The sequence below is a fragment of the Deltaproteobacteria bacterium genome (assembly GCA_018668695.1).
GTDB lineage: Bacteria > Myxococcota > XYA12-FULL-58-9 > XYA12-FULL-58-9 > JABJBS01 > JABJBS01.
Map to the genome: position 1 here is coordinate 1 of JABJBS010000094.1, position 5842 is coordinate 5842.

General features: G+C 48.6%; 5 protein-coding genes. All 5 read left to right on the top strand.

The annotated features are described in order from the left end of the window. Positions 1 to 168 (top strand): hypothetical protein (locus HOK28_04965; GenBank protein ID MBT6432420.1); only part of this gene is annotated, 168 nt, incomplete at its 5' end. A gap of 124 nt (positions 169 to 292) precedes the next feature. After that, positions 293 to 2611, top strand: coding sequence for an MMPL family transporter (locus tag HOK28_04970; protein MBT6432421.1), 2319 nt, complete (start codon positions 293 to 295; stop codon positions 2609 to 2611). Beyond that, positions 2608 to 3960: a hypothetical protein gene (locus HOK28_04975; GenBank protein MBT6432422.1), complete on the top strand. Its 1353-nt coding sequence runs from the start codon at positions 2608 to 2610 to the stop codon at positions 3958 to 3960. The genes HOK28_04970 and HOK28_04975 overlap by 4 nt, the downstream gene beginning before the upstream one ends. Before the next feature lie 10 nt (positions 3961 to 3970). Then, positions 3971 to 5236: an NAD(P)-binding protein gene (locus HOK28_04980; protein ID MBT6432423.1), complete on the top strand. Its 1266-nt coding sequence runs from the start codon at positions 3971 to 3973 to the stop codon at positions 5234 to 5236. A 208-nt stretch (positions 5237 to 5444) separates the two neighbouring features. Continuing rightward, positions 5445 to 5842: acyl--CoA ligase (locus HOK28_04985; protein MBT6432424.1), on the top strand; the 398-nt coding region annotated here is incomplete at its 3' end.

The following is a 5842-nucleotide window of genomic DNA, read 5'->3' on the forward strand; positions in this document are numbered from 1 at the left end:
ACGCAAGCACAAGTCGTCGCCGCGCTAGATCAACAGGTGGTCGAAGCTGAGTCTGGGGTACGGCGGGCACTCGGTACCATTTTAGTAGAAAAAGATATTCTCGACACCGACAAGCTCAAAGTTAGCTTAGAAGTACTGGAAGCTCTGCGTAAGCAAGATATTCATTAAGTGCCCCGTCCTCCCTCGCTGTATTCTCCAAGCTCCAGGTTGAGTAAAACCTCTCTTTCAGACGATAATACTTTGAGCAGTGTGCTTAAAAGAGGCGATTCAGCCAAACTGGAATGATGTGCCTATGAACCCATTTGGTTGGTATACAAAATCGGTCGTCAAACACCCGTGGATAACCATCGTTCTCTTCACCGCGGGTACTCTACTTTTTGCTGCCGGTATTCCGAAAGTACAGCTCAATAACGACATTCAGCAATTCTTCCCACAAGGCGATACGCGGGTCGATGTACTCAATGAACACCGAGCAACTTTCGGACCAGATGACACCACCTTAACCATCGTCGTCGATTTGGGCGATAAGCCGTCCAAATCACTCCAAGCCCCCTGGCTGCTCTGGGTAGATGCAGTCGGTAAAGACCTTAGGCAAATTGAAGGAGTCACAGGTGTTGGATCCATCACCGAAACATCGATGCTTCATGGCAAAGATGGAGAGCTCATTATATCGCCCCTATTCGGTACTGAGTCTGTTTTCGATGAGACGTTTAACGAGCGTTTTGAGTACCTCTCTCAATCGCCGCTGACCCAGGGAAGATTTTTTAGTTCCACGATGAGTATGACATTGCTCACGGTCAAGCTCGACGAACGCTACCAAGATCCCAACATGCTTAAAGAACCCCTCGACGCCATTCAAAAAGTTGTCAATGGTCATCTCGGCAAGCATGGCGTCACCCAGGTCCACTTCGGAGGTATTCCCTTCATTCGCCATGCAACGCTGGGCCTCATGCAGAAAGATGTCCAGTGGCTTTTCCCAATATCTCTCCTGGTCATCTCTCTTCTCTTAATTGTCATATTTCGCAGGGTACCGATGGTCCTACTGCCTCTTGGCACCATCATGGTCGGGACGGTATGGACCGCTGGCACCATCGGCTGGCTTGGAATCTCGCTCACGCCCTTAAGCGCCCTTTTTCCCATGCTAATTTTAACTCTAGGCGTCGCTGACGCTGTGCACTTCCTCTGCCGCTTTGATTCGGAGCAGCAACAAGATCAGTCTCTCGAGAATTCCATCATCGCATCCGGTACCCATGTGGGTACTGCCTGTTTGCTCACAAGCTTTACCACTGCACTGGGCTTTGGCTCACTTCTAAGCACTCGAATGGATATCTTACAGAGCTTCGGACTGGTCGTCGCCATAGGCGTTGGCGCAACCTACATCACTGTGATGACCCTGCTTCCATGTGGCCTGCGCCTTCTTCCCTTTAGTTCTAGAGTTAAAAAAGAGTTTCATTCGAAGCAAATTGAAAACATATTGGCCTGGTCCTGTGACTCCATCCGATCTAAAAAAATAGCCGCTTTAGGCTTCGTGATGACAGTCTTGGTCGCCATCGCCGCCACGGGTGTCAAGGTTGACTATTTCGTTCTCAAGGAGTTGCCGCAGGCACACCCCGTGACCCAAACAGGGCATATCATGAACGACGAGTTCAGTGGCATGTCCTCCATCGAACTCAGCTTTATGGGTCCTCCCGGTATCTTCAAGACCCCTGCTGGCTTGAAAATACTCGAGAAGATAGAGCAGAAATGCATCGAAATGGGTGTACACCAACCCGTGAGTTTTGCAGCAGTCGTTAAAGAGCTTAATCGTCACTTAGGCGATGGCAGCTTCATCCCCGATTCAAATCAATACATCGCCCAACTACTCCTCCTTCTAGAAATGGGTGAGAACTTCGATACCGAAAGTTACGTAAGCTATGACTACGACCGCGCTCGGCTATTTGGCTCATTGCCGGAGCTCGGAGCGAGAAAGCTTTACCAACTTGAGAAAAAATTGGATGCGGAAATTCAGGCCATTACCAAGGGTACCGGCTTAAAGGTGAGTATAACGGGTGCCGCTTCAGTTGCTTCGCTGGGTTTTCATTCTTTACTGGGTGAACTGATTACCGGACTCGCAGTGGCTCTCGGTGTTATCTTGCTCGTCATATGGGCCGTCTACCGCAGCTGGCGCATGGCTCTGGTGAGCATTGTCCCCAACACGTTCCCCTTATTTCTCGGGCTGGCATGCTTCGCTATTTTAGGCGAACCGCTTAATTTTGCGTCGGCCGTCATTTTCACCATCGTCATTGGTATTGCCGTAGATGATACCATCCATGTCCTAAGCCGTTATCAAGAAGAACTCGATAATGGGGTCACCGGAAAGCAAGCCGTTCTTACCGCCACTCGTCAAAGTATGAATGCCATTCTTATGACCACCGTTATCCTGGTCTGCGGCTTCCTTGTTCTGACCTTTTCTGACTTCCCTGCAAATCGTTCTTTTGGACTTGTTGGCAGCGGCCTGATTGCATCTGCGTTGCTCGCAGACCTCTTCTTTTTGCCGGCTCTTCTCCGAACATTTCAGTCCAGCGGGCAAGCGCAAGAAACCCAACAAAACATAGGAGGAGTTCAAAGATGAACAAACCTCAAGAGACGCCCACGCAACACGAAACGCTTTTACTCAAAGCGGAAAGTAGCTTCGGTTGGATGTCGGGTATGCCTTCTGGAAACCTTGCTACATTTTTCAAGGGACCTTTTGCCGAGGCAAAACCTTTCATTCAAAACCGCATTCAAGAGACATTAAAGAAAAACCCATGGTTGGCTGGAAGGCTCCGCAAAACAGCAGAGGGTAACGGCCTAGCACTGTGCTGGAGTGACGAGTCCCTCCAAGAGGAACTGAGTGCACTGGATCAAGACGAAAGCTCTATATTCCACATCAATCCATCTGGACTACAAGGCAAGGTCAGCTTAACCCAGCCCTACGAAGAACTTTGCAGAGTTGTACTGAAATCGGATTACGTGGTCCCTGTAGGGAAAGTCTGCCTTAAAGAAGACTTATCTCTCTTTACCGTAACCATGGTTGAGATTGACTCCAATTCCTTTATGGTGCTGGTTTCTGTTTCTCATATTCCCGCCGATGGCTACACCGCCTACGCGATACTCAACATGCTCTTGTCGCCTAATCCCAAGGCAGTCCTTGCACTTGATCCCAAACGCGACCACAGCTTCAATGACAAGCTTAAGGAAGCTATCGGGCATCAAGAAAAATCTGTACTCGACTTCTCTCTTCCCGGCATCCTTAATGCGATTGGAAAACACCTATTCCGGCCTCGCCCCCAAGGTTTCTTTTTCCGAGTAGATATGGAAGCAGTGGAAAAGGAAAAAACACAATTCCGTCAACGAAACGGCCAACAAGAATCTGCATTCATCTCCACCAATGACATTCTTTGCAGCACTTTATCCCGCATGATGGGATTTTCATCTCTCTACATGGCGGTTAATTTTCGGCGTAGATTTAAACTCAACACCCACGGAAACCCCGACGCTCACGGTGAGCTACTGGCCGGTAACTACGAATCGGGCATTCTCTTTTTCGAAGGTGACTTCGATAAACCTGAGCAAATCCGTTTCGCACAAGGTCAGGGCGGTACCGGCATATACCAACGCGGCCCCAATGAATCAGGATCTATCAGTCCAATTCCCGGATTCTGGAAACGCACTTTTGGACGGCCAGGCATTATCACCAACTGGTCTGCGTGGGAGTCTGGCTTTAGATTACCAAAGAGCGAACCTTTACTATTTTTACCACTTAACGAGTTAGATAAACCCTTTTTCGAGACCGCCATCGTATTCCAACATCGCGACGGAGAAGTGGGCGTCATGATATTTACTCGTAAAATAAAGACAATGAGCGAAATCAAAAACTTCTCCCCTATCTTTGGTGAAGCAATCAGCGATAGTCTTTTTCCGTCATCACCTCGATCGTGAAAGAGTCATCATGAATCAGCGTATTGCAATCATCGGAGCCGGCCCTGCTGGACTCACCGCTGCATGGCAACTCAAAGCCCGCGGTTACAACTCCGTAAAGATTTTTGAAAAGAACAAACGCGTCGGTGGTAAGTGCTGTACTCCCACCATCGGCGGCCGTAACTACGAACTCGGCGCGGTCATCGTGGGCCCCACCACCTATCGTGTGGTCAACCAACTTATCAAGGAATTCGGGCTAAGCTGCACGCCGATTAACAAGACAAAACTCCTAGACTCCAGCCGCGGCGGTGGCATCAACAAATTCAAAATGGCCATCGATTTCTTCATCCGTTATCGCCCAGCACTCAAGAAGTTTTTCGCAGCCAACTATCAGATCCCAGAATTCTCCGAAGCGGGATATCTTGGATTTGACCTCGAGACCTTTGGAGCAACCTTTACCGATTGGGCCAAGCGCGAGGGTCTAGAAGACCTCATTGATATATTTGCGCCTATTTATACCGGCTTTGGTTATGGTTATCTAAACCAAATATCTGCACCACAGTTTTTTAAAATCTACGACCCTGGCCGGCTTCAAAAAAGCTTCAACTTCAAACTCGCACGCGAGCCTGGAATGGTTACCATCGATGAAGGATTCCAAGGCCTTTTTGAGCGTGTAGCCGCTCAACAAAATGTATTGCTAGACTGTAGAGTGTCGAAAATTGAACGCGGCGAGACTGTAAAAATAACAACCGGACACGGCACAGAAGAATTTGATAAACTGATATTGGCCTGCCCCCTGCATCGTATTCACCCCGCCATGGACCTGAGTTCAACAGAAAAAAAATTATTTAAGCAGATTCGAATCATCGATTACCAAACCGTCACTGCTGAAATAGAAGGGCTCGGACCCAAAGGTTTGATGTTTATGGTAGATAATATGACCGACGATCGAGCGGGGCATATCGTCTGTGGTTACCGGCGGTACAGCGAAACCGATATCTGGGCGATCTACGCTATCAACGACGGCACCAACACTGACGCGCAAATAATTGAAAAAGTGAGTGCGGATCTTAAAGCAGTTGGTGCGACATTAAAGCACATACACCGACACGACAAATGGGATTTTTATCCCAATGTGAGCCCGGAGTCTTTCCGAAGCGGATTTTATCCCGCCATTGAAAGTATTCAAGGCGATAATAACACCTATATAGCTGGGGAAATTATGGGCGCCGCAACCGTTGAATCAACTTCAAATTATTCAAACGAGCTCGTAAAACGATTCTTTCCGAAAGGTTAAAACCTACCAGTACTTCCACAAAATAAGGTAACGAGAACCACGCTTGCCAACTTGTATCATACTGCGTTCCCACTCTATCGACTTCCCCCCTTGAGATCGCCTAACATTCTATGAGGCATGGGCACCAAGCTAGATATAACCTTCCTGGCAAGCACAGGGTTAGCGTGAGAATTCTCAAGCCAAGAAACCGCTGAGGGACGTAGAGTTGATGAAGCAAGACCAGACGCCATCCACCTTGCTTGAAAGATACAGACATACACTCGCCAACCACCCCAATCGGACTGCCTTCATCTGGGTAGACCGCAACGCCAACGAAACACTTTCTTATACCTACGAAGAGCTCGACCTCGCCTCCCGAGCCGTGGCCCAGCTCATCATGGCGGAGGGCGTAAAGCCCGGAGATACAGTTCTGCTTGCCTACGGCCCTGGCTTTGATTTCTTTTTAGCTTTTTGGGGGTGCTTAATAAGCGGGATTGTAGCCGCACCCGTAACGCCGCCTATTTCGAGTAAAGATGTGGGAAAATTCCTTCACCTCAACAAGCACTGTGAAGCTAAACTAATTCTTACCGATAAGCGCTTCGCAAGACTCCTTAAAGCAAAAGCCTA